This window comes from Pseudomonas sp. LB3P81, assembly GCF_054897965.1.
This window is the reverse complement of sequence record NZ_JBUBVG010000001.1, coordinates 4,876,363-4,899,890: the sequence shown is the minus strand read 5'-3', so window position 1 is coordinate 4,899,890 and position 23,528 is coordinate 4,876,363. Positions and strand designations below refer to the sequence as shown.

The following is a 23,528-nucleotide window of genomic DNA, read 5'->3' as shown; positions in this document are numbered from 1 at the left end:
GCCAATGCTAGCCCGTAAATGAACGCAAGTCCCCCTGTAGGAGCTGTCGAGTGAAACGAGGCTGCGATCTTTTGACATTGATTGTTCAAATCAAAAGATCGCAGCCTCGTTTCACTCGACAGCTCCTACAGGGGTGCACAACGGCAGTCCTGATTACTTCAGGCTGCCCGAGAGGAATTGTTGCAGACGCTCGGACTGTGGATTGACCAGCACCTCACGCGGGTTGCCGCTTTCTTCGACGACACCTTTGTGCAGGAACACCAACTGGTTCGACACTTCACGGGCGAAGCCCATTTCGTGGGTCACCACCACCATGGTCCGGCCTTCGAGGGCCAAGGCCTGCATCACTTTCAGCACGTCGCCGACCAGTTCCGGGTCGAGGGCCGAGGTCGGTTCGTCGAACAGCATCACCTCAGGCTCCATCGCCAGCGCACGGGCAATCGCTACGCGCTGCTGCTCGCCACCGGACATGTGGCCCGGGTAAGCGTCTTTACGATGTGCCACACCGACCTTGTTCAGGTAGTGCTCGGCTTTCTCGCGGGCTTCGGCCTTGGACATGCCAAGCACGTGGACCGGCGCTTCCATGATGTTTTCCAGCGCGGTCATGTGCGACCACAGATTGAAATGCTGGAACACCATCGACAGGCGCGAACGCATGCGTTGCAGCTGTTTCGGGTCGGCGGCTTTCAGCGCGCCGTCCTTGCTGGCCACCAGTTTCAGCTCTTCATTGTTGAGCAGAATCTTGCCCGCGTGCGGCTGCTCCAGCAGGTTGATGCAGCGCAGGAAAGTACTTTTGCCGGAGCCACTGGAGCCGATGATGCTGATCACATCGCCAGCCGCCGCTTTCAGGGACACGCCCTTGAGCACTTCGTGACTGCCATAGCGTTTATGCAGGTCTTGGACTTCAAGTTTGTACATGCGGTCGGTTCTCACAAAAACAGTCAGTCAGTCGTTGAGCAAGCGCCCGTGACGTAGCGCTTCGCGCCCCGCCACCTTGGCCAGCCAGAAACCGGGTTGGGCATAACGCAGCCGTTCAATGGCAAACAGCACCCCGGACGTACCAGCACACACCGTGCTGACCCGATCCGATAACGGATCGATCACTTCGAAAATCTCGTCGCCGGCTTCGATCCACTCACCGGGTTTACGCAAAAAACTCACCACGCCAGGATGCGGTGCGAACAGCATTTCGGTGCCTTCGAACGGCATGCCTTCGCAGGCGTCCTGCGCAGGTTTCGGCCATTCGCCGCTGATCAAACCCTGCTCGGCGAGGAACGCGAGAATGCCTTCAGCGTAAGCCTCGGCGTCAGCGCGACCGGTGTCAGACTGACCACCTAATTCAATGGTAGTCGCCAGGCAGGCCAGCGGAATCTGCGCGTCCGGAAACTGACGCGACAGACGCAGCCACGGCAGCGAGCAAGCCTCGTCGAAAGAACTGCCGCCGGAATCTTCCGCCAGCAGGCCCACTTTCACATTCAGGTGCGCGGCGAGCGAACGCCATTGCGGCCAGTGTTGCGGCAAGGCGTACATGTGCAACGCGGCTTCGCAATCGCAGTGCAGATCCAGCACCACATCGGCGGTGCAGGCATGGCTGAGCAAAACGCGCTGCATGCCTTGCAACTGGCTCGCGGCCGGTGGCAATGCGGCCAAAGCATCGCTCATGGCCTGGCGGATCAAGCGGATGTTGGCGTGCGGATCATCACCCAGATGCCCGTCCAGCGCAGCGGCCACAGGCTCACTTAGCTCGACGAAATCACGGTTGAAATTCTTGCCGCTGCCCGCTTCGAAACGCCCTTGATGACTGCCTTGCAGCAGTTGACCGAGGCCCAGTGGATTGGCCACCGGCACCAGCTCGATCACACCGTTGAGCAGGCCTTGGGCTTCGAGTTCGGCCAGGCGCTTTTTCAGCTCCCAGGCCGTGCGCATGCCCGGCAATTCGTCGGCGTGCAGGCTGGCCTGAATGTAAGCCTTGCGCTCGCCAGTGCCGAAACGGAACACCGAAACCTGGCGTTCGCTGCCCAGGTGGCTCCACGGCAATACATGATCGATGCGTTCCATATCAGTGCTTCCGCGGGGCCAGGTAGCCCAGCCAACGGCGCTCGGCCAGTTTGAACAGCTTCACCAGCATGAAGGTCAGGCACAGGTAGAACACGCCCGCCGTGATGTACGCTTCGAACGGCAAGTAGAACTGGGCGTTGACCGTGCGAGCGGCACCAGTGATGTCGATCAGGGTCACGATGGACGCCAGACTGGTGGTCTGCAGCATCATGATCACTTCGTTGCTGTACTGCGGCAGCGCCCGGCGCAGGGCCGATGGCAGCAGGATGCGCTTGTACATCTTGAAGCGCGACATGCCCATCGCCTTGGCCGCTTCGATCTCACCGTTCGGCGTAGCGCGCAGGCTGCCGGCGATGATTTCCGCGGTGTAGGCGCTGGTGTTGATCGCGAACGCCAGGCACGCACAGAACGTTGCGCTGGACAGCCACGGCCACAAGAAGCTTTCACGCACCGCTTCGAATTGCGCCAGACCGTAGTAGATCAAAAACAGCTGCACCAGCATCGGCGTGCCGCGGATCACGTAGGTGAAGAGCCACGCGCTCATGTTGACGGCGGCGTTCTTCGAGACGCGCATCAGGCCCAGCGGCAAGGCCGCCAGCAGACCGAAAAACAGCGACAGCGCGAGCAATTTGAGGGTGGTCAGCAGGCCGCCGAAGTACAGCGGCAGGGCCTCCCAAATGACGTTGTAGTCGAAGATCATAGATCAGCCGCCCTTACGCCTACCGAGTAGCGCTTCTCAAGGTGACGCAATGCCAGCAACGAGACACTGGTGATCACCAGGTACATCGCCGCCACTGCGAGGAAGAAGGTGAAAGGCTCGCGGGTGGCATCTGCCGCCTGCTTGGCCTTGAACATCATGTCTTGCAGACCCACCACCGAAATCAACGCGGTGGCCTTGGTCAATACCAGCCAGTTGTTGGTGAAGCCCGGAATCGCCAGGCGAATCATCTGCGGCACCAACACCCGGAAGAACACCTGAAAACTGCTCATGCCGTACGCCATGCCGGCTTCTGCCTGACCCTTCGGGATCGCCATGAATGCGCCACGGAAGGTTTCCGACAGGTACGCACCGAAGATGAAGCCCAGGGTGCCGATACCGGCGGCCAAGGGGTTCAGGTCGATGTAATCGTCATAGCCCAGCATCGGAGCGACGCGGTTGAGCAGGTCCTGACCACCGTAGAAAATCAGCAGGATCAGCACCAGGTCGGGAATCCCGCGGATCACCGTGGAATACAGATCGCCCAGCCAGGCCAGCCAGCGCACCGGGGAAAGACGCAGCGCAACGCCGATCAGACCCAGCAGGATGGCCAGGGCCATGGACGACAAGGCGAGCTGAAGCGTCAGCCATGCGCCATCGAGGATGACAGCCCCGTAGCCTTTCAACATGATTCAGGTCCTCGAAAGTTGGGATGAAAAAATGGCGCAAACCTCAGAGATCCTGTTGCTTGCGCCATTTCGGACTTGTCGCCGGGACGTGTTACTTGCCGTAGATATCGAAGGCGAAGTATTTGTCCTGGATTTGCTTGTATTTGCCGTTCTCGCGAATGGCGGCGATCGCGGTGTTGATCTTGTCTTTCAGCGCGTCACCCTTGCGAACCGCGATACCCACGCCGTCGCCGAAGTATTTGACGTCGGTGAAGGCCGGGCCAACAAAAGCAAAACCTTTACCGGCGTCGGTTTTCAGGAAACCGTCATCCAGCAGCGTAGCGTCTGCCACGGTGCCGTCGAGGCGACCGGCAGCGACGTCGAGGTAGATTTCGTTCTGCGAACCGTACGGCTTGACCTCTGCACCCAGCGGGGCCAGGACTTCGCGGGCGAAACGCTCGTGGATCGAACCACGTTGCACGCCGATGTTCTTGCCCTTCAGCTCGGTCAGGCCTTCGCTGACTTGAGTGCCGGCCTTCATGACCAGGCGGGCCGGGGTGTTGTAATACTTGTTGGTGAAGTCCACGGACTTCTTGCGATCTTCAGTGATCGACATGGACGACAGGATCGCGTCGATCTTGCGCACTTTGAGTGCCGGGATCAGACCGTCGAACTCTTGCTCGACCCACACGCACTTGACCTTCATCTCTTCGCACAGAGCGTTGCCGATGTCGTAGTCGAAACCAACGATGCTGCCGTCCGGCGCTTTGGAAGCGAACGGAGGGTAAGCCGCTTCGATACCAACTTTCAGAGGCTTTTCATCGGCGAAGGTTGGCAGGGACAGCACGGACAGTGCCAGGGCGCCAAGCAGCACGAGTTTCTTCATCTTGGGACTCCATCGGTAAAGGGCTAAAACGGCAGAGTGAGCGACAGCCCAATATGCGAATGAGTGGAACCGGAAAGCGTTGCTGCGTCCTACAGTGCATGTGCGAATTTTCAACACAGGCAACGACGAGCGAGTGATCGGCATTCTAACGACAGGCCCGAAGCCGATATTTCTTCAATGCGACAACAAATTACAGAAGCACCGAGAAAGCCGCTCGAGCACGTTGACAGCCTTGCAATTTCATGCAAGAGCAAAAGACAGTGAACCGATCTATATTGCAAATTGCGGGCCTATTATTGGCAAAGCCTTCTAATCCGGCAAGCGTAGCGTGGGTTCTTATTTCTGGCGGGTCATATTGCTGCGCTGATGCGGGGGTTTGCGTTTCCCATCGCCCCGGATCGGATTGAGCGGTTACACATTCAGTTACTTGAAGGGTGGCGGGTAACAGCGGGAAATGGCCTACGGATGAAGCCGATAATTATTGGCAGTTGTTTAGTTGGTGCCTGACAGGACGCCTTCGCGAGCAGGCTCGCTCTACATTTGGATTTGAGTCGGGCACAAATTCCATATTCGCCGGAGATTCGTAAGCGCTCCATAAACCCCACCTGCACATGAAGCGCCGATTCAAGGATGCTGAGCCTCCATTTCTCGCTCGGATCGACCGATCCGCCGGACGGTCTGTTAGTCGTTACGTGTCTGTTCAAGCCGCTTATCAAGCTCGCTTGGCGGCAAGTTCGGCGTCGAGTGAAGCGTCAGCCAGACGGCCCGCAGAATGTTGATCGCGGCCATGTTCAGGTGTTGTTCGGCGGCGTGCAGGGCCAGTTCGGCTGCCAGGCGCTTGTCGGCAGCACTGAGGTGCGCCGTTTTGTGGGTCATGTCCGCATCGACGTTGGCCAACAGCCCCTGGAGTTCCTGCACCGCCTGATCCGATGCCTGACGCATGTCCGCCAGCAGGCGGCTGGCTTCGGCAGGCGTCATGGCCAAGGCGCGGACGCTGCGAAAAGTCAGGCGGGCGGGCAAGGTGGCCAAACTGAAACCCGTCGAAATTAACTTGCCAATCATACGAACAACTCCTGTAAACGAGTGTTTCAGCAGCGTATCAGAGTAAATCGCAAAAAAATGTCTGCTCATCGCTTGCCAGAATCAACTCTCCGCCTCTTTTTGGCATCAAGCGTCTGATCGTCGTCAGAACCCTCGAACGATGCGCCCATAGACGCTCGATCTGCTCATCCTTGGCAGACATTTCCTTGTCCTTCGAAAACATCTGCTCATGCAGCGACAGAAAAAGCTGTTTCAGCAAAATAGGGTCGTCAGGAAGGGTTTCGGGCACGGAAATCATGCCGTGGATTATACCGGCTCAGGTGACGAAGCGTGGTGTCAGCACCTTGTGAGGTTGATTGCCCCAGAGGTCGATTCCCTCCAGTAGGAGGTTCAACTCCCGCACCGTCAGCTCGATGGCTTTGTCATCCGCATCCGGCTTGGTCTTGAAGCGCTCAGCCTCCAGGCGCTTGAGCCACAAACAGAAGCCGTTGCGGTGCCAATACAGAATTTTCACTTGGTTGCGCGTGCGATTGAGGAAGACAAACAACACCGGGTCGAACACCGCGACCTTGATATCCAACTCGACCAAAGCCGCCAGGCCATTGATGGATTTCCGGAAATCGACCGGTTTGGGGTAGAGGTAAACGGCTTTGACCTTGGGGTCGGGACGCATCATGGGCTGGCACCAGAAAAATTGGGAGCACAGCATCGACGAGCTATCGGTTCATTTGAAGGTGTAGTTTGTGGAGCGGTTACGGAGATTCACTAATGAAATGGCTACCCCCACCGCCCCCTGTGATCGCCCACTAACCTTCACAGGGGGCTCATCGGAGATCATTGCCATGAACAACGTAGCTATCGCCGCCATCGACCTGGGAAAACATACCTTTCACCTGCATGCGCAAGATGATCGCGGCCATGAGCTTTACCGTAAAAAATTTACGCGGGTGGCGCTCACGCAGCACCTCGCAAATCTCGCGCCCTGCACCGTCGTGATGGAAGCCTGTGGCGGCGCCCACTTCATGGCGCAAGAGGTCGCCAGGCTCGGGCATACACCCAAGCTCATTGCCCCTCATCTGGTGCGTCCTTACGTAAAAAGCAACAAAAACGACTTCGCTGATGCCGAAGCGATCTGCGAGGCGGCGACCCGGCCCACGATGCGTTTTGTACCACCCAAAACCCAAGCCCAGCAGGCGCTGGCCATGGCCAATTCGCTACGTGAGTCGTTCATTAAAGACCGCACGGCGACCGTCAATCGGATTCACGCCGCCCTGCTGGAGGTGGGCGTCAGTCTCGCCGCCGGCTTCAAAGCCATCAAAGAGCTTCCAGCGTTGCTTGAGGTGAGTTCATTTTCTGAACGCATCAAGAAAAATCTGATGCTGCTGCATGGGCACTTCAATTACCTGGATGGGCAGGTCAAAGCGCTGGATAAAGACGTGGAATGCCAGGCCGCTGAAGATGATCTGGCGGCGCGTTTGATGACCATGCCGTGTGTCGGCCCGATCACCTCCAGCGCCCTGGCTGCCGAGCTCGGTGATGGCAAGCAGTTCAAATGCGGGCGCGGCTATGCGGCCTCCATCGGATTGGTGCCCAAACAACATTCCACGGGCGACAAAACCGTGCTGCTGGGTATCAGCAAACGTGGCGATCGAAACCAGCGACGCCTGCTCATCCAGTGCGCCCGCGTGTACTTGATACAGCTGGATCGACAAAAAGGCGCTTTGGCGGACTGGGTCCGCCAGCTCTTGGCGTCCCGCCATCACTCCAACCTTGTGGTCTGTGCGTTGGCCAACAAGCTGGCCCGAATCGCTTGGGCGATTGCAGCCCACCACACTGAATTCGATGCGGGGCCAGCCGCGATGAACGCCTGACCCCGCTGTCACCCGAGCACCACCCACCTGGTTTTGCGATGCTGGATAACTGATGACGTGAACGGCCAACCGGCCTGACGACAACCCTGGGCTCCTACACGGCTGAAAGGCCGTTCCACTAATTAGGGTCGTTGGGCATCGATTCTCATCGAGGCGCGGGGACACCCCCCCACTCAGACGCCGGATAGATGAAAGCAAGCCAAACACGTATCAAAAACAGTATTGCAGAAAAGGGGGTAACCATAGATGTAGGAGCGAGCCTGCTCGCGAAGAGGCCAGAACAGACAACACAAAAACCTCAGGCAATAAAAAGCCCCACCAGACTCAACACCTGGCAGGGCTTCGATGACTCAAGAATCGCTACTTACGCAACATTCATCGTCTTATGCGTATCAATCAAATGCTGCACCACACCCGGATCCGCCAGGGTCGAAATATCCCCCAACCCATCATATTCAGCGGTCGCAATCTTGCGCAGAATCCGGCGCATGATCTTGCCCGAACGGGTCTTCGGCAGCCCCGGCGCCCACTGAATCACATCCGGCGAAGCAATCGGGCCGATCTCTTTACGCACCCAATTCTTCAGTTCCAGGCGCAACTGCTCGCTCGTCTCTTCGCCAGCGATCAGGGTGACGTAGACATAAATGCCCTGCCCCTTGATGTCGTGCGGCACACCGACCACGGCCGCCTCGGCGACTTTCGGGTGCGCAACCATCGCGCTCTCGATCTCGGCGGTGCCCATGCGGTGGCCGGACACGTTGAGCACGTCATCCACGCGCCCGGTGATCCAGTAGTAACCGTCCTCGTCACGACGCGCACCGTCACCGGTGAAGTACATGCCACGGAAGGTCTTGAAGTAGGTGTCGACGAAGCGATCATGGTCGCCATACAGCGTGCGCGCCTGGCCTGGCCACGAATCGAGAATCACCAGGTTGCCCTCGGCAACGCCTTCGAGGATGTTGCCCAGGTTATCCACCAGTGCCGGCACCACACCGAAGAACGGTCGTGCCGCCGAACCCGGCTTGAGGCCGTGAGCGCCCGGCAGCGGGCTCATCATGTTGCCGCCGGTTTCGGTCTGCCACCAGGTATCGACGATCGGGCAACGGGATTGACCGACGTTCTTGTAGTACCAATCCCACGCTTCCGGGTTGATCGGCTCACCGACCGAACCCAGCAGACGCAGGCTGCTGCCGTCAGCGCCTTCAACAGCGGCTTTGCCCGACGCCATCATCGCGCGGATCGCGGTGGGCGCGGTGTAGAGGATGTTGACCTTGTGCTTGTCGACGATCTTCGCCACCCGAGTGATGTCCGGATAGTTCGGCACGCCTTCGAACAGCACGGTGGTCGCGCCGTTGGCCAGCGGGCCGTAGACGATGTAAGTGTGGCCGGTGACCCAGCCGACGTCGGCGGTGCACCAGTAGATTTCGCCCGGGCGGTAGTCGAACACGCGCTCATGGGTCATCGCGGCGTAAAGCAGATAACCGCCGGTGGTGTGTTGCACGCCCTTCGGCTTGCCGGTGGAACCCGAGGTGTAAAGGATGAACAGCGCTTCTTCAGCGCCCATCTCTTTCGGCGCGCAGACACTGCCCGCCACTTTCATCAGGTCTTCAAACCAGATGTCGCGATGCTGGTTCCACTTGATGTCGCCACCGGTGCGTTTGCACACGATGACTTTCTGGATGCTGCTGGTTTCCGGGTTGGTCAGCGCGTCGTCGACATTGGACTTGAGCGGGATTTTCTTGCCGGCACGAATGCCTTCGTCAGCGGTGATCACCACTTTCGAGCGGCAGTCGATGATGCGACCGGCCAGGGCTTCCGGCGAGAAACCACCGAACACCACCGAGTGAATCGCGCCGATCCGGGCGCAGGCCAGCATGGCGACCACGGCTTCGGGGATCATCGGCATATAGATAGTCACCACGTCGCCGCGATGCACATCCTGGCCGCGCAAGGCGTTGGCGAACTTGCAGACTTGTTCATGCAGCTCGCGGTAGGTGATGTTGCGGCTCTCGGAAGGGTCATCCCCTTCCCAAATGATTGCGACTTGATCGCCGCGCTCGGCCAGATGACGGTCGAGGCAGTTGTAGGAAACGTTCAGCGTGCCGTCGGCGAACCATTTGATGTCGACATGGTGATCGTCGAAGGACGTCTGCTTCACCGTGGTGAAAGGCTTGATCCAGTCGAGGCGCTTGGCTTGCTCGCGCCAGAAGCCGTCAGGGTTGACGACCGACTGCTGGTACATGGCTTTGTAGGTTGCCTCGTCGGTCAGCGTGTTGGCCGCTACCTCGGGACGAACGGGATACAGAGAAGCCGCACTCATCTTTCTTACCTCGGTGGAATAGTTATTTTTGTATGACCACGTTGTAGCCGGGCCGGCCCTATAGAACCATTCGACGATGGTAGTAACAAGCACCTAAAAAATGTCGTGAATACCTGAAAACACGCTCAATCCCGGTTATTTCCGCCCCCTGTAGGAGCTGCCGAAGGCTGCGATCTTTTGATTTTAAAATCACCAAAGATCAAAAGATCGCAGCCTTCGGCAGCTCCTACGTCGAGCGCGAACATGCGGCTTTTCGGGGATTGTTACGAAATCTGTCAAAGGTGTTTATCAAAACCCCACCTATATGAATGCAACCCCCACGCCTAAAATCAGCCTCGCCAACAAGGCAAACCCTGATTAACCAAGTTGCAGCCCCCACGAAGGCAGTTAATCAAAAAACCGGTAACCCAGTTCCACACGCAACCCCAAAACGGTTGCGTGCCCCCACTCGACCTCTAAAAGGTAAAACTGAAATGAAAGCTTTATTAGTTCTGGCCCTCTCCAGCCTGTGCGCAACCGCCATGGCAGACGAGGTCCCGACTGATGTCGCACAGCAACAACCAGCCATCGAGGAATACACTTACTCCACTCACCTGGACATCGCCAAAGTTGTCTCCATGAGTGAAATCCCCAATGTGTGCGAAGTTGTCCCCATGAAAATGGAATACGACGACTCCAAAGGCCAACGCCACATTCTGCGCTACAGCGTCATGGGTAACGGCTGCTCCAACAGCTAATCACCCGCACTTCCCCCCGGTGTCAGGATAGTTGTCGCCTCTCCGGTTTTTCCTAAAAAAGCATATCGGGGGCGGAAAGAGACTGGTCGTGCCGTACTATTCACCTGAACGCAGAGCCGCATTACTCAAGATGCTGCTTCCCCCACTGAACCTGTCGATGGCCGAGGTTTCCCGGCGCGAAGGGGTCAGCGAAATGTCTTTGTCCAACTGGCGCAAGCAGCTCAGTTCTGAAGGAAGTGCAGTGTCCGAAAACAAGCAATCGGCTCAGAACTGGTCAGCCGAAACCAAGTTTGCTGTCGTCCTTGAAGCGGCCGGTTTGTCCGAGATCGACCTGGGCGAGTATTGCCGCCGCAAAGGCCTTTACCCCGAGCAAATCACTGCCTGGCGACAAGCCTTCATCACCGGCCAGAAATCGGAAAAGGCCCAGCAAAAAGAAGATCGGGAGCAGTCTCGCAAAGATAAGAAACGCATCCAGGAACTTGAGCGCGAACTGCGCCGCAAAGACAAGGCGCTCGCTGAAACAGCGGCGTTGTTGGTGCTGCGAAAAAAGCTCAACGACTACTGGGGGACCGACAACGAGGACAACTGACGTCTTTGCCAGAACGGCAGTTACTCGTGGACTGGCTGAGCAACGCGGTCGCGGCGGGAGCCAGAAAAATCAGGGCCTGCCTGGAAATCGGTCTATCGCTGCGGACTTTGCAACGGTGGACTGAAACAGACGTTATCCAGGCCGATGCCCGAACGACTGTCACACGGCCAACGCCGCGAAATGCACTAAACGAGGCTGAGCGACAGACCATTGTGACGCTGTGCAACAGCCTGGAGTACGCCCATCTGCCGCCGAGCCAGATCGTGCCGCGCCTGGCCGATCAAGGGCGCTATCTGGCGTCGGAGGCAACGTTTTATCGCGTCTTGCGTGCGGCGGGTCAACAGCAGCATCGAGGTCGTAGCCAGCGCCCCAGGCGGCACGCGGCCCCAACGACGCATGCGGCTGAAGCGCCCAATCAGGTGTGGTCATGGGACATCACGTATCTGCCGTCGCCGATACGCGGCAAGTATTACTACCTCTATCTGATCGAGGATATTTACAGCCGCAAGGCCGTGGGCTGGGAGGTCTACGACGCGGAAAGCGGCGAGAAAGCCGCCGCGCTGCTGCAACGCAGCGTGATCGGCGAGCAGTGTTTACACGAACCGCTGGTGCTGCACTCGGACAACGGAGCGCCGATGAAATCGGTGACGCTGTTGAGCAAGATGTACGAACTGGGCATCACGCCCTCGCGGGGCCGACCGCGGGTGAGCAACGACAATCCCTACTCGGAGTCGCTGTTTAGAACACTGAAGTACTGCCCGCAATGGCCGCAGCATGGCTTTGCCAGTCTGGACGCCGCACGAGCTTGGGTGAGGGATTTCATGCGCTGGTACAACAACGAACACCGGCATAGCCGTATCCGGTTCGTCACACCGGCTGAGCGGCATCGAGGACTGGACCATCAGGTCTTGGCCCGGCGACATGAGCTGTACGAACGAGCCAAAGAGAAAAAGCCGGAACGGTGGTCGGGTTGCACACGTAACTGGGAGCCGATCGGCACCGTGCTGTTGAACCCGGATCGAGAGCAACAGGTCGAGAAAAGAGCGGCATAGTTAGACGGTTGACGCGACAACTACCTTGAAAAACGCCGCTTCCCTCTTAACGGTTCGACCCACCCGCCCGCGATTCAAGGCAGATGAAGCGCCGAACCGAATAGATCGACGCATACGATAGCTTTAAGCGTTTATTTGCGCTTTTTAATCAAATTTGTCGGCGTAGTATGAATTCCACACCAAGGCACACAACGCCAAACGAACCTGGAGCAACGACCATGAAAACCAAACTGATTCTCGCCCTGACCCTGTCTGTCCTGGCCGCCAACACCTTCGCAGCCGACGGTTACGACCACACCGGCTCGGCCTCCTTCGCCGCCGATGGCGCCGATCACATCGGTGCAGGCAAACTCGCTTCCGATGGTTTTGATCACACTGGCGCCGCCAAAGTCGCTGCTGACGGCTCCGATCACACAGGTGCAGCCAAAGTCGCCGCCGATGGTGCAGATCACGTCGGTGCAGCTCGCCTCAGCTGATCATCGAGCGTGACTTTACAGCCCGACTTCGGCCGGGCTTAGTTGTGTCTGGAGCCATCGAAAACCGACTCAAAACACAACATGTAGTGAAAAACGCGGTTTTTTGGCTGTTTTTTGAACAAAAAAATTACCCGCTAAAATTTATGAAAAAAAATCTGCACCCGCGACCTCCAGCCAAAGCCCTGTAAACCCTCGCTCCGACCGAAAAACCCTCCTTCTCGACCGCTCCATGCGCGGATTCGCCCCACCACGGCCGCAAAAATTTCCCTATAATGCCGGCTTAAACGGGCCTGCAATATTCCCTTACAGGGATGACAGCCAGTCCGAAGCCCAGGCCGAAGTCTTCACCGACTACAGCGCCGTCAGCGGCTCTCGGAACCCCGTACAAAATTATGTTTATTTGCCTGCGTGTACCGCTGCAAAAAACGCTATCCAACGCGGCCAGACCGGTCGTGTGAAAAAAACCAATCAGTTTTCACACGGGCATCTGGCCCTCACGCAGGAGACGACACGTCATGCTGAGCTGGGACGAATTCGACAAAGAAGACAGCGGCGAGACCGTGGTAAAAGGCGCCAACGCCGGCCACGCGACTGAAGCCAACATGGACCGCCTCGACACCGCTGGTGGTGTTGCCGCTCAAGAAGCTCGCGCTGTAACCGCGTCCGACTCCGCCGCCATCGCTCGCGCCAAGGCTGCCCTGGACAACCTCGACATCGCCGAAGGCCTCGCCGAACTTGAAGGCACCTCCGCCCGCGTCGCCGTCGACGAAAAGCGCATGATCAACTGCCGCGCCGACCTCAACCAACTCGTACCCTTCAAGTACGACTGGGCCTGGCAGAAATACCTGGACGGCTGCGCAAACCACTGGATGCCGCAAGAAGTCAACATGACCGCCGACATCGCCCTCTGGAAAGACCCGGAAGGCCTGACCGACGACGAGCGCCGCATCGTCATGCGCAACCTCGGCTTCTTCTCCACCGCCGACTCCCTGGTTGCCAACAACCTCGTCCTGGCCGTGTACCGCCTGATCACCAACCCGGAATGCCGCCAGTACATCCTGCGCCAGGCCTTCGAAGAGGCGATCCACACCCACGCCTACCAGTACTGCATCGAATCGCTGGCCATGGATGAAGGCGAGATCTTCAACATGTACCACGAGATCCCATCGGTCGCGAAAAAAGCCACCTGGGGCCTCAAATACACCCGCTCGATCTCCGATCCGAAGTTCGAAACCGGCACCGTCGAAACCGACAAAGAGCTGCTGCGCAACCTGATCGCTTACTACTGCGTTCTGGAAGGCATCTTCTTCTACTGCGGCTTCACCCAAATCCTCTCCATGGGCCGCCGCAACAAAATGACCGGCGTCGCCGAGCAGTTCCAATACATCCTGCGCGACGAATCCATGCACCTGAACTTCGGCATCGACGTGATCAACCAGATCAAAATCGAAAACCCGCACTTGTGGGATGCTGAGATGAAGGAAGAGGCTTCGCAGATGATTCTGCAAGGCACTCAACTCGAAATCGAATACGCCCGCGACACCATGCCGCGCGGTGTACTGGGTATGAACGCCGCGATGATGGAGGACTACCTCAAATTCATCGCCAACCGTCGCCTGTCGCAGATCGGTTTGAAGGAAGAATACCCAGGGACGACTAACCCGTTCCCTTGGATGAGCGAGATTATGGACTTGAAGAAAGAGAAGAATTTCTTTGAGACTCGGGTTATTGAGTATCAGACTGGTGGGGCGTTGAGCTGGGATTGATTCCCGAACTCGCCGTGATTTGACGATGTAAATCGACAAATCGAAATACTAAAAGCCCCGATCTGATCGGGGCTTTTTATTGGGTAGGAAAACTCTTACTGGTCTCGACGCTCACCGCTAAAACTCCTACAGCAAATCCAGATCCTTCTGCATTGATGAAAAATTAAAGCACTTCTAAGCTCCATTGCAGGTGCCTAAGAAACGCCCAACGTAGAAGCTACTCAATCACACAGTGATCGCGCATGTCTCAAAGACATACGCACGACCTTGTGTTTGAAGAGAATGCTTGTTGGGATTTCCTTAAGTCCTCTACGTCGGGTTTTGCCCCTCTCAAAATTCATACGTAGAGGTAATGGATATGCCGACACAAAGACCACTCCACTCTTCCTCCGTCTCGGAGGTCGGTCATGCCTGACCCGTTCATTCCAACGCGTTTCACACGCCACAACCTCCACCTCCACGCCCTCCTTCTAGAAAACCAACCATGGTTCTGTGCCCGCGATCTCGGTCGCCTAATGGGTTTCCATCTGAGTGATCGCGTGGTCAGCAAACTGGATGAGGATCAGCGGCATACGTTGTTGATTGACTACAACGGCCAACCTGAACAGCGGTTGATGCTCAGTGAGTCCGGCGCGTATGCGTTGTTGGTGTATCACTACGCGCCGGGGAATCGGTTGCTGCGTGAATGGTTGACTCATCAAGTGGTGCCGGCATTGCGCGATGCGGGGCAATCGAAGAATTCGGATCGGCCGATGTTGAGTTTGTTGGACTGGCCTGAGATGTCTCTAAGTCTGCTGCATTGGCAGGATGAAGGCTGGATTCGGTTGCGAGATATGCCTTATGTGTTGCTAGGTCGCACACGCCGGCGCGTGCCAGCGGTTAAGCCTTGGTGGCGGAAGGCTTTGGATGCGCTTCAGTCTTCAAAGCATTCAGTGGGTTAGCCTTCGTAGGATCGACTGAAAGAAGCGTCGATGTTTTCTGTAGGAATTTTCGTAGACAGCTGTGATGGCCACTCAGTATCGTCCGAGGGTTTTCAACCCTCGGCGATTGTATGGATACGGAAAAGAGCAACAGCGATTGGAGTGACGTAGAGATTCAGGCTGCGGTCGATGCCTATCTCAATATGCTGTCACGCGAGCAGGCCGGTCTGAAATTCATTAAGACTGAGGAAAATCGCATCCTGCGCGAGGGAGCCTTAGCCGGTCGGACTAAAGGATCGGTGGAGTTTCGGATGCAAAACATCTCTACCGTTTTGGTCGAGTTGGGTCGGGATCGCATTAAAGGATACAAACCTGCCAAGAATGTCGGCGCTAATGTTGCGCGCAGCATTCGACAAGCGCTCAACGCTCCAGTCACTTTGACACCTGAGGATTTTGCCCCGACGGCGGACGAGGCAACACTGGAGAAACGAGCTGCCAAACTTGAGCGGCAACCGCTTAAAGATGTGCCAAAAGGAATTGAGAGACCCGAGCAGACGCAGTCCAGCGGAAAATCTTATGTTCGCGATCCCGAGGTAAGAGCTTGGGTTCGCCAGCAGGCTGAAGGTAGATGCGAAGGCTGTGGCGAGCCAGCTCCTTTTGAAAAGGATGGCCGGCCGTTTCTTGAGGTTCATCACGTTAAGCATTTGGCGCAGGAAGGTTCGGATCGTCCGAGCAATGCTGTGGCCTTGTGCCCGAACTGTCATCGGCGTTGTCACCATTCGAGCGACAGGGAAGAATTCACTGCTTCGCTTTATGAGAAGGTAGAACGGTTGGAAACCGAGTAATTGGGCTAAATGAGATCTGTGGCGAGGGGGTTTACCCCCGTTCGGCTGCGGAGCAGTCGCCAAGCGAACAACTCATTATTTCTGGCTTACCGCGCTTGCTGGTTTTGGGGCCGCTTCGCGACCCAACGGGGATAAATCCCCTCGCCACAGGTTGGATGCCGGGCTTGGTTGATGAGGTAATGTTGGGATTCGCGAGCAGGCTCGCTCCCACAGGTTTGGTGTGCTGCCGCTGGTTTTGCGGTGTGTTGAAAACAGTCAGTGCAACCCGCCCCGCCTCCCGCTATTAATACCCTTCCCCACTCAAGGACCCGAGCCTGCCATGAAATTCGACCTCGCCTACTGCCTCAGCCTCGACGACAAGTTGTCGATCTATGACGTGCGCGATTTGAATTTCGACGAGACGATGGAGTTCGATTCCGCCAAGGAACACTTCCAATGCCCCAATGACGCATGCAGGGCGGCGTTCGATGCGGCGAATGTGTTGACGACGTTCAACGCCAAGAACGTGAATTACGTTCGCACCCCGCACTTCAAGAACACGCCGAGCACTAGGCATGTGGCGGATTGTCCTTATGTCAGTCTCAAGGCGCCCACGTCGGGTGTGGACGCGGACGGTGCGGAAACGGATGACAGTCGCGAGGAACATTTCCCGTCGGAGTTGTTGCTGACTCGGCGTCAGTATGTGCGTAAGCCGTCGAACCCGGCGCTGGCGGCGGATGTGGAGCGGGACGATCCGAAACCTCTTTCAAAGCTCAACGATACCGAGCACCCAAGCCACGAATCCGCGCCGGACAAGACAAGTATCTTCGCCCACCCGGTGGAGTGTTTCGTGTCGAACTTCGAGGACAAGGACCTGCTCAAGCGCATGCCGCTGAAGATTGGCGAGCACACGGCGCCTTATGGGTCGTTCTTCAAGAAGATCGAATACCTGACGGACAACAAGGGGCTGATTTACTGGGGCAAGATCAAGGAGATCAAAGATTACACGCAGAGCTTTCGCATCGATTTCGAGCAGAAGGTCTGGTTCAAGCAGGCGGATGAGGCGAAGAAGAAGCCTTATTCGGTCAACGTTTACCTGAGCAAGAAGTTGATCGAGAACTACCGCAAGCGCAAAGCGTTTCTGGAAGAGATCAAGCATGCCATCGACAGTGAAGCGGAGTTGTATTGCTTCTTTTATGGCGTGGCGCCGGAGTTGAAGCAGGTGCCGAGCAAGAAAAACCCCGAGCAGACGTTCGGGGTGTTCAGTGCGAATATCGAGAACCTGGATCACTTCATTATTCGGGAAGCGCCAGGGTTGGTGGGCAAATAGTCATCGGTTCATCATGCTGGATGTCGCTTTTAATAAAACCCTGTTCATTAGGTGGGCTTTACAACCTTATGGCATGATGCCGGTAATCATTTCCCTGATATCCAACACCGATGAGCGCCCTGGCTGTGTCCGTGATTCCCCTACTGGTATGTGACGACTCCAATATGGCCCGTAAGCAAGTGTTACGGGCACTGCCGGCGGACTGGCCGGTTTCGGTCACCGAGGCCACTGATGGTCGCCAGGCAATGGAGGCCATACGCCGGGGTTTGGGACAGGTGGTGCTGCTCGACCTGACCATGCCCCAGATGGATGGCTATCAGGTATTGAGCGCCTTGCGCGCCGAAGGATTGAAGGCGCACGTCATCGTGATCTCCGGTGACGTTCAGGAAGAAGCGATACGCCGCGTGCGTGAGCTGGGCGCGCTGGCGTTCCTGAAAAAGCCTTTCGACGAAAACGAGTTGCGCCAGACACTCAGTCAGCTGGGGCTACTGACAGCACCCGGCCAAGCGTCGCTGGGGAGTCGGGTGGCAGCGAACACGGTCATCAGTTTTCACGATGTGTTCCGCGAAACGGTCAACGTTGCCATCGGCCGGGCGGCCGCCCTGATCGCCAAGGTGTTGGGCGTCTTTGTGCAGTTGCCCGTACCAAACGTGAACATCCTCGAAGTCGGCGAGTTGCACATGGCGCTGACCGATGCCAGCAGCTGCGAGCGACTCACAGCCATCTGCCAGGGTTTTATCGGCAGTGGCATCGCCGGCGAAGCCCTGTTGATGTTTCACGACTCGGAAATCGCCGACATAGCGAAGTTGATGCAGCGCCAGAGCACCGATTATTCGGATCTGGAAATGCTGCTGGACCTCTCCAGCGTTCTGATCGGTGCTTGCCTGAGCAGCATTGCCGAACAGATCGATGTGGTGTTTTCTCAGGGCCACCCGCAGATTCTCGGTCAACACGCGGCCATCGATGAGCTGATCCGGGTCAACCGCAAGCACTGGAAAAAGACCCTGGCGGTGGAGATCAGCTACAGCCTGGAAGGGCATGATATTCGTTTCGACCTTTTGTTGTTGTTCACGGAAGACTCAATCGAGCGGTTGACCCACAAACTCGCCTACTTGATGAACTGAGCCATGAACGATCCTATTGATCTGAACGAGTTTCACTGGTTGCTGGCGATCGTCCAGAGCATCGACGTCGGTGTGGTGGTGCTCGACCGCGACTACCGCGTGCAGGTCTGGAACACCTTCATGGAGAACCGCTCCGGGGTGCAGCCCAAGGACGCTCACAATCAGAATGTCTTCAGTCTGTTTCCCGAAATCGACCGCCAATGGTTCAGCCGCAAAGTGGAAAGCGTCGCTACCCTGGGCACGCCAGCGTTCACTGTCTGGGAGCAGCGTCCATATTTGGTGCGGTTCAAGAACTACCAGCCGATCACCGGCCAGGAAGAGTTCATGTACCAGAACACCACGCTGTTACCGCTGCGCTCCACCGACAGCAAAATTAACCATATCTGCCTGGTGATCTATGACGTCACCGACGTCGCCACCAACCGGCATCAACTCCAGACCGCCAACGCGCAACTGCAGAAACTCTCCAGTACCGATCGGCTGACGGGCCTGTACAACCGCGGTCATTGGGAAGAAAGCCTGAAAGGCGCCTATGCCCGGCACCAGCGCTATGGTAATGCCACTAGCCTTGTGATGTTCGATATCGACCACTTCAAGCGGGTCAACGACACCTATGGTCACCAGGCGGGTGACAAGGTCATCGAGCAAGTCGCCAGGCTGGTCCGCGAGCATGTGCGCGATACCGATGTGGCCGGGCGTTATGGCGGTGAAGAGTTCGGAGTGGTGCTTTCAGACACCGACAAGACCAGTGCAGCGGTTTTCGCCGAGCGTCTGCGCAAGGCCGTTGAAGGGCTGGAAGTGCTGCACAACGGACAGAGCATCCGTTTCACTATCAGCCTGGGGGTGGCCGACCTGAGTCAGCCCTCGACCAACTACGCCGACCTGATCGCCTGGGCGGACCAGGCGCTGTATGCGTCGAAGAAGGCCGGGCGCAATCGGGTGACGGTTTATGAATAGATAAAGAGTGGTTCATGAAGGTTCTCGAGAGGTCTGTGCCGTTATTTAACCCACACTCCAAACATCACTAAAAGCAGCAAACCCATGTAAACCCGCGCATGCACCCGATCCGGTATCCGCCCGATCCACGGCGTGGCCAGCCGAATCCCCACCAGCGACCCAACCGTCAGTACCGCAAACGCCAGCACATCCACATAACCAACAAACCACGCCCCCAGATCAAACTCGGAAAATCCCGCCATCGCCATGTAAGTCAGCGTCCCGGTCAACGCCACGGGCAGACTCAGCGGATTAGCCATGGACGTGGCTTGGGACATGCTGAGGCCACAACGTCTTAGCAACGGCACGGTCATGACGCTACCGCCCACGCCGAGAAACGTGGCGATAGCGCCGATTCCTACGCCGCCCCCGGACACTTCCGCCCTCCCCAATCGCCGTGGGATTCCATTACCAGCGTGCGTAAGAAACCCACGTCTGAACAAGCAATCCACAATGGTCACGCCCAGGTAGGCAATGAACGCATACCGAATCACCTCACCACTCACCCACATCGCCGCCACCGCTCCGACCACCGCCCCCAATCCAATGAACCCACCCAACGGCCACAGGTAATGGCGAATCAGATTACCCGCGCGGTGATGTTTTCCGGTGGCGACCAACGCGTTGACGATCATCACGCAAGTCGAGGTGGCGACGGCGATGTGCATCGCCGATTGGCCAATCGGGTCGTCTGCACCGTGGCTGGCCATGAGCATGCGGTACAGCAATGGCACGACGACGAAGCCGCCGCCGAAGCCGAACAGCACGGCGGTGACGCCGGTCATGCAGCCGAAGAGTGTCAGCAGGAGATAGAACATTGCGCGTCGTCCGTTGGTTGAGAGCGGTCGACGATAGAGCGATGCGACTTGGCCTGCTTCAGCAAGTCAGCCAATAATGTTTGCGTTTACGCCAACTGCTGGAAGCCGCTCGATGCGCAATGTTTCGATTGATGTGCTGGATGACACGCCACGGCCGGTGGTGGCGATCGGTACGGATTATTCCTACGGTCATGTGCTGCCCCGTCATACGCACCGACGGGCGCAGTTGCTGTACGGCGCTACCGGGGTGATGCAGGTCAGCACGCACTACGGTAATTGGGTGGTGCCGCCACAGCGGGCAGTGTGGATTCCGGCGGGAGTGGCGCATGAGGTGTTGATGCTGGGGGTGAGCACGCGGAGTTTGTACATCGAACCGGCGGCGGTTGATTTGGGGAGTCGTTGTCAGGTGATCAGCGTTTCGCCGTTGATGCGGCATTTGCTGATGGAGGCGGTGGAGATTCCACTGGCGTACGACGAGGCCGGGCGTGATGGGGCGTTGATCGACTTGCTGCTGCACGAACTGGCGCGCAGTGCTCACTTGCCGTTGCACATTCCGCTGCCCGTCGATGCGCGGTTGCTCGGGTTGTGCCAGGGCTTTTTGCAGCGGCCCGATGCGCATCAGTCGTCGCAGCAATGGGCGGATCAGTTGCATGTCAGTCTGCGCACGTTCAATCGCCTGTTTCGCCAACAGACCGACCTGAGTTTCAGCCAATGGCGGCAGCGCGCTTGCGTGGTTTTGGCGCTCGCGCGGCTGGCGGTGGGTGAGCCGGTGACGCGGATTGCGCTGGATTTCGGCTATGACAGCCCAGCGGCATTTTCGACGATGTTTCGCCGTGTGTTGGGTCAGGCGCCGTCCGTCTGGTTGGAAGGAGCGAAATAGCAAAAATCAAAAAATGAGTTTGATCCGGGCGCAAAACAACTGTACAAAAACACAGTAAATTTTGAATCAGCACTCTCGAACCCGGAGAACACCATGGCCTCTTATGCGATGAAAATCACCCTGGAACGTATCGCCCTCTTCCAATTCACCCCCGTCCATTGCGCCCAGGCCCGGGCGATGTTGGGTTGGAGTGTTGATGAGCTTTCCCGGGAGTCTGGCGTTTCGGTCGACGCGATTGAGCGATTTGAGGCCAAGCGAGATGTGTCGGATGAAAACCGGTTGGCGTTGGCGTATCGGTTTGAGTCGGAGGGGTTGGTGTTCTTTCCGGGGTTTGCGCCGGGGCGGGGGATGAGTGTTAAAGGGTCTGCGTCGAATGCCGTGGGGCGGGCGGATTTTGCGATGGTTGAGTGAGAGGAATCATCGATTGACGATTATCCCCATATAGGTATATTTCACGATCCTCATCAAAAGCGTGACAGATCGAAAGCAGTGGTTTTTTTGTAGGAGCCTGGCTCCTACAGGCGGCGCAAGATCACGCAAAAGGATCAAACAATGATTGAAATCGAAGAAAGCAGCGGGAACGTCTATGAAGACCTCTCGACGCCCAACGCCAATGAAATGCGCGTCAAATCCCAACTGGCCGCAAAAATTGGCGAGATCATCAAGGCTCGCCATTTGACTCAGGTTCAAGCGTCCGAAATCCTGGGCCTGTCTCAACCCAAACTTTCTGAAATGCTGCGTGGAAAGTTTCGCGGCATCAGTGAAGCAAAGATGATGGAATGCCTTTCCCTGCTTGGGCGAGACGTGCAGATCGTGGTCAAGTCAGCCCCCCGATCGAGAAAAGAGGGGCGAATTGAGGTGGTTTTCGCCTGAAGCGTGAGGCCTGGCAAGCACCGCCCAGACCTGCACCGATCAACCACTATGGCTTGAACGCAGGCGTCCGCCGCGCATGGGACACTTGTTCATACCCGTAGGCCAATGCCAGTAGATTGGCCTCGCTCCAGCGCGGTCCATAGAAGAAGATCGATGTCGGCACACCGTCATCGGCGATGCCGGTAGGCACCATGATGCCGGGGTATCCCGCCAGCGGCACGACGTTCATGGCAGGCGATTCGACATCCGAGACGATGGCATCCAGTTGATACACTACCAGCCATTGGTCGATGGCAGCAGCGTTTTCACTTTGAATTTTCTGCCAGAGCTGATTGTAGGTTTGCTCGTCGAAGACGACTTTGCTGGCCGCTATCAACGTGTCTTGATTGAAACCTTCAACGTTTGGAGCATTGAACAATAGAAGGTCTTCCAGTGTGAAGGCAGGAATGCCAGTGCGAGTCGCCAGGTAACGAGGCAGGTCACGCTTGATCCCCATGTGAAACGCGTCGTCTACCCGTTCCGACAATGGATCACTCAGTTCCACGGGTATCAACGTTGCACCTGCAGCCTGCATGAGCTCCAACGCTTGAGAAAACTGAGGGTCGCTGAGGAGCGGCAAATTGCTGCGATCGAATTTGGCGGGGTATCCGATTCGCTGCCCTACCAGTGCGTTCGGACGCAACAGAGCGGTGTAGTCCGTTTTATCCAGATCATGGGGTTTGTTCACCGGGTCGGCGGGATCGCTACCTGTCATGGCATTCAACAAGAGTGCCGCCTCGCGAACCGTGCGTGCCATGGGGCCGGGTGTATCCAGTTTTTGCGTCACGGGGATGATGCCGCTTCGGCTTAACAGACCTACCGTAGGTTTGATGCCCACCACACCATTGAGGGACGCCGGGCAGATAATCGAGCCAGAGGTTTCCGTTCCGACGGCAAGAGGGGCAAACCCTGCAGCCGTGGCAGCAGCGGAACCTGAACTGGAACCGCATGGATCACCACTCAATACGTGGGGATTTTTGGTTTGCCCGCCGCGCCCGCTCCAGCCGCTGGGGAGGGTCGGGTCGCGAAAGTTGGCCCACTCACTGAGATTGGTTTTTCCGAGAATCACCGCGCCGGCCACCCGGAGACGTTGCACGACGAAGGCATCCTGCGCGGCGGGTCGCCCGACCATGGCCAGCGACCCCGCGCTGGTCTGCATCTGGTCGGAGGTATCGATGTTGTCCTTGAGCAATACCGGAATGCCATGCAGAGGCCCGCGGATGTAACCTGCTTTCCGTTCCCGGTCCAGGGACTCGGCCATGGCCAACGCATCAGGGTTGAGTTCGATGATTGCGTTGATCGTCGGTCCTTGTTTATCCAGCGCTGCAATCCGCTGTTGCAGGTGCTGCACGAGCCCGACGGCGCTCAACTGATTGCGATCCATCCGCTGACTGAGTTCATCGACACTTAGATATTCCAGCCTTGTTTCGCGTACAGGCGAAGCGGCACTTAACGTTACTTCCATGTGAATTAGATCCTTTTTGACTGATTCCTGTAGGAGCGAGCTTGCTCGCGATGGACGTAAAGGCGACGCGTTTATTCAGGAATTACGCGTTATCGTTA

At 57.2% G+C, this 23,528-nt stretch carries 24 protein-coding genes; 13 read left to right on the top strand and 11 right to left on the bottom strand.

What is annotated here, in order from left to right:
• Positions 1 to 153: 153 nt before the first annotated feature.
• The 8 genes from ACYZTL_RS22760 to tnpB form a co-directional block, all read right to left on the bottom strand.
• A complete protein-coding gene (locus ACYZTL_RS22760; RefSeq protein WP_461953631.1) occupies positions 154 to 918 on the bottom strand; it encodes an ABC transporter ATP-binding protein in 765 nt (254 codons plus the stop codon).
• A gap of 27 nt (positions 919 to 945) precedes the next feature.
• Positions 946 to 2,058 (bottom strand): M14 family metallopeptidase, encoded by a 1,113-nt coding sequence (locus tag ACYZTL_RS22755; RefSeq protein ID WP_461953630.1) that lies wholly within the window; start codon positions 2,056 to 2,058, stop codon positions 946 to 948.
• Position 2,059: 1 nt separating this feature from the next.
• Complete coding sequence (locus tag ACYZTL_RS22750) at positions 2,060 to 2,758, bottom strand: ABC transporter permease (RefSeq protein WP_461953629.1); 699 nt, start codon at positions 2,756 to 2,758, stop codon at positions 2,060 to 2,062.
• A complete protein-coding gene (locus ACYZTL_RS22745) occupies positions 2,755 to 3,444 on the bottom strand; it encodes an ABC transporter permease (RefSeq protein WP_017340229.1) in 690 nt (229 codons plus the stop codon). The genes ACYZTL_RS22750 and ACYZTL_RS22745 overlap by 4 nt, the downstream gene beginning before the upstream one ends.
• Before the next feature lie 91 nt (positions 3,445 to 3,535).
• A complete protein-coding gene (locus tag ACYZTL_RS22740; RefSeq protein WP_461953628.1) occupies positions 3,536 to 4,309 on the bottom strand; it encodes an ABC transporter substrate-binding protein in 774 nt (257 codons plus the stop codon).
• 681 nt (positions 4,310 to 4,990) lie between these two features.
• Positions 4,991 to 5,371, bottom strand: a complete 381-nt coding sequence (locus ACYZTL_RS22735; RefSeq protein ID WP_009043509.1) for a hypothetical protein — start codon at positions 5,369 to 5,371, stop codon at positions 4,991 to 4,993.
• A gap of 37 nt (positions 5,372 to 5,408) precedes the next feature.
• Positions 5,409 to 5,639 carry a hypothetical protein gene (locus ACYZTL_RS22730; RefSeq protein WP_461953627.1) on the bottom strand — a complete coding sequence of 77 codons (231 nt, stop codon included), beginning with the start codon at positions 5,637 to 5,639 and terminating at the stop codon, positions 5,409 to 5,411.
• 27 nt (positions 5,640 to 5,666) lie between these two features.
• Positions 5,667 to 6,026, bottom strand: coding sequence for an IS66 family insertion sequence element accessory protein TnpB (gene tnpB, locus ACYZTL_RS22725; RefSeq protein ID WP_461953626.1), 360 nt, complete (start codon positions 6,024 to 6,026; stop codon positions 5,667 to 5,669).
• Between the two features lie 166 nt (positions 6,027 to 6,192).
• On the opposite strand from tnpB, the gene ACYZTL_RS22720 reads away from it, so the two are divergent.
• The gene (locus ACYZTL_RS22720; protein WP_461950982.1) at positions 6,193 to 7,221 is read left to right on the top strand and encodes an IS110 family RNA-guided transposase; all 1,029 of its coding nucleotides are present in this window, start codon (positions 6,193 to 6,195) and stop codon (positions 7,219 to 7,221) included.
• 364 nt (positions 7,222 to 7,585) lie between these two features.
• On the opposite strand, the gene acs is transcribed toward ACYZTL_RS22720, so the two are convergent.
• Complete coding sequence (acs, locus tag ACYZTL_RS22715) at positions 7,586 to 9,541, bottom strand: acetate--CoA ligase (protein WP_461953625.1); 1,956 nt, start codon at positions 9,539 to 9,541, stop codon at positions 7,586 to 7,588.
• Positions 9,542 to 10,014: 473 nt separating this feature from the next.
• On the opposite strand from acs, the gene ACYZTL_RS22710 reads away from it, so the two are divergent.
• From ACYZTL_RS22710 to ACYZTL_RS22670, 9 genes are all read left to right on the top strand, one after another.
• Complete coding sequence (locus ACYZTL_RS22710) at positions 10,015 to 10,278, top strand: DUF2790 domain-containing protein (RefSeq protein WP_461953624.1); 264 nt, start codon at positions 10,015 to 10,017, stop codon at positions 10,276 to 10,278.
• 88 nt (positions 10,279 to 10,366) lie between these two features.
• Positions 10,367 to 11,919, top strand: a protein-coding gene (locus ACYZTL_RS22705) for an IS3 family transposase (protein WP_461950368.1) whose coding sequence is annotated in 2 segments (ribosomal slippage) — positions 10,367 to 10,829 and positions 10,829 to 11,919 — 1,554 coding nt in all. Because the reading frame shifts where the segments join, the coding sequence is not laid out codon by codon here.
• A 218-nt stretch (positions 11,920 to 12,137) separates the two neighbouring features.
• On the top strand, positions 12,138 to 12,395 hold the full coding sequence (locus tag ACYZTL_RS22700) for a hypothetical protein (RefSeq protein WP_461953623.1): 258 nt from the start codon (positions 12,138 to 12,140) through the stop codon (positions 12,393 to 12,395).
• 515 nt (positions 12,396 to 12,910) lie between these two features.
• Positions 12,911 to 14,161 (top strand): ribonucleotide-diphosphate reductase subunit beta, encoded by a 1,251-nt coding sequence (locus ACYZTL_RS22695; protein ID WP_461953622.1) that lies wholly within the window; start codon positions 12,911 to 12,913, stop codon positions 14,159 to 14,161.
• Between the two features lie 407 nt (positions 14,162 to 14,568).
• Positions 14,569 to 15,102 (top strand): BRO-N domain-containing protein, encoded by a 534-nt coding sequence (locus tag ACYZTL_RS22690; protein WP_461953621.1) that lies wholly within the window; start codon positions 14,569 to 14,571, stop codon positions 15,100 to 15,102.
• Between the two features lie 110 nt (positions 15,103 to 15,212).
• Entirely contained in the window at positions 15,213 to 15,926 is a 714-nt protein-coding gene (locus tag ACYZTL_RS22685) for an HNH endonuclease (RefSeq protein ID WP_461953620.1), read from the top strand.
• A 319-nt stretch (positions 15,927 to 16,245) separates the two neighbouring features.
• A complete protein-coding gene (locus tag ACYZTL_RS22680) occupies positions 16,246 to 17,235 on the top strand; it encodes a hypothetical protein (RefSeq protein ID WP_461953619.1) in 990 nt (329 codons plus the stop codon).
• A gap of 110 nt (positions 17,236 to 17,345) precedes the next feature.
• Positions 17,346 to 18,359 (top strand): response regulator, encoded by a 1,014-nt coding sequence (locus ACYZTL_RS22675; RefSeq protein WP_461953618.1) that lies wholly within the window; start codon positions 17,346 to 17,348, stop codon positions 18,357 to 18,359.
• Positions 18,360 to 18,362: 3 nt separating this feature from the next.
• Positions 18,363 to 19,316, top strand: a complete 954-nt coding sequence (locus tag ACYZTL_RS22670) for a GGDEF domain-containing protein (protein ID WP_461953617.1) — start codon at positions 18,363 to 18,365, stop codon at positions 19,314 to 19,316.
• Positions 19,317 to 19,357: 41 nt separating this feature from the next.
• Here ACYZTL_RS22670 and ACYZTL_RS22665 read toward each other — a convergent pair whose 3' ends face one another.
• Entirely contained in the window at positions 19,358 to 20,173 is an 816-nt protein-coding gene (locus tag ACYZTL_RS22665) for a sulfite exporter TauE/SafE family protein (protein WP_461953616.1), read from the bottom strand.
• A gap of 112 nt (positions 20,174 to 20,285) precedes the next feature.
• Here ACYZTL_RS22665 and ACYZTL_RS22660 point away from each other — a divergent pair, with 112 nt between their 5' ends.
• From ACYZTL_RS22660 to ACYZTL_RS22650, 3 genes are all read left to right on the top strand, one after another.
• Positions 20,286 to 21,053 carry an AraC family transcriptional regulator gene (locus tag ACYZTL_RS22660; RefSeq protein ID WP_461953615.1) on the top strand — a complete coding sequence of 256 codons (768 nt, stop codon included), beginning with the start codon at positions 20,286 to 20,288 and terminating at the stop codon, positions 21,051 to 21,053.
• A 93-nt stretch (positions 21,054 to 21,146) separates the two neighbouring features.
• On the top strand, positions 21,147 to 21,464 hold the full coding sequence (locus tag ACYZTL_RS22655) for a helix-turn-helix domain-containing protein (protein WP_461953614.1): 318 nt from the start codon (positions 21,147 to 21,149) through the stop codon (positions 21,462 to 21,464).
• A 141-nt stretch (positions 21,465 to 21,605) separates the two neighbouring features.
• Positions 21,606 to 21,926 carry a helix-turn-helix domain-containing protein gene (locus ACYZTL_RS22650; protein WP_461953613.1) on the top strand — a complete coding sequence of 107 codons (321 nt, stop codon included), beginning with the start codon at positions 21,606 to 21,608 and terminating at the stop codon, positions 21,924 to 21,926.
• A 46-nt stretch (positions 21,927 to 21,972) separates the two neighbouring features.
• Here ACYZTL_RS22650 and ACYZTL_RS22645 read toward each other — a convergent pair whose 3' ends face one another.
• Complete coding sequence (locus tag ACYZTL_RS22645; protein WP_461953612.1) at positions 21,973 to 23,430, bottom strand: amidase family protein; 1,458 nt, start codon at positions 23,428 to 23,430, stop codon at positions 21,973 to 21,975.
• Between the last annotated feature and the right edge of the window lie 98 nt (positions 23,431 to 23,528).